At 39.6% G+C, this 442-nt stretch carries 1 pseudogene; it reads right to left on the bottom strand.

Annotated elements, in window-relative coordinates:
• A pseudogene (locus P20652_RS19440) lies at positions 1-369 on the bottom strand (hypothetical protein); the annotation flags it as partial.
• Positions 370-442 lie beyond the last annotated feature (73 nt).

Here is a 442-nt window from a genome sequence, read left to right on the forward strand (position 1 = left end):
ATCTTCACTAAAGGCTATGGTTTCATTAAACTCGAACTGAAGTTCATCTGCTCTGTGTTTGCCAGTGCTAGAAAAAAGGCCGAGACCTATTTCATCCCAGAAGTAAACGTCGTTTGCTAAGTGAGTGACTCTGTCGTATGGGCCGAGTATTTTAACCCACTCATCAATGCTGGTATTAAAGACAAGTGATTGACCTTTATAGGTTAAATTACAGCCATTAACTTGAAAGTCACTTGCTTCAGGGGAGGCCGCGTGTATTTTTTCTGCAGGCTCTAATAATGCAGTAACGGTGCTCACAGTCACTTTGTCGCACCCTGCTAGCGTTAAGGCGAGCGCTATAAATATAAATTGCTTAGTTAAAGTAGTCATAAATATCTCTAAAAAGGGTAGTGAAATTGGATTGTGTTTGGTTTATTTTATCTTTAAGCCTTTTTGATTGCTC

The sequence above is a fragment of the Pseudoalteromonas sp. BSi20652 genome, assembly GCF_000239855.1.
Taxonomy (GTDB): Bacteria; Pseudomonadota; Gammaproteobacteria; order Enterobacterales; family Alteromonadaceae; genus Pseudoalteromonas.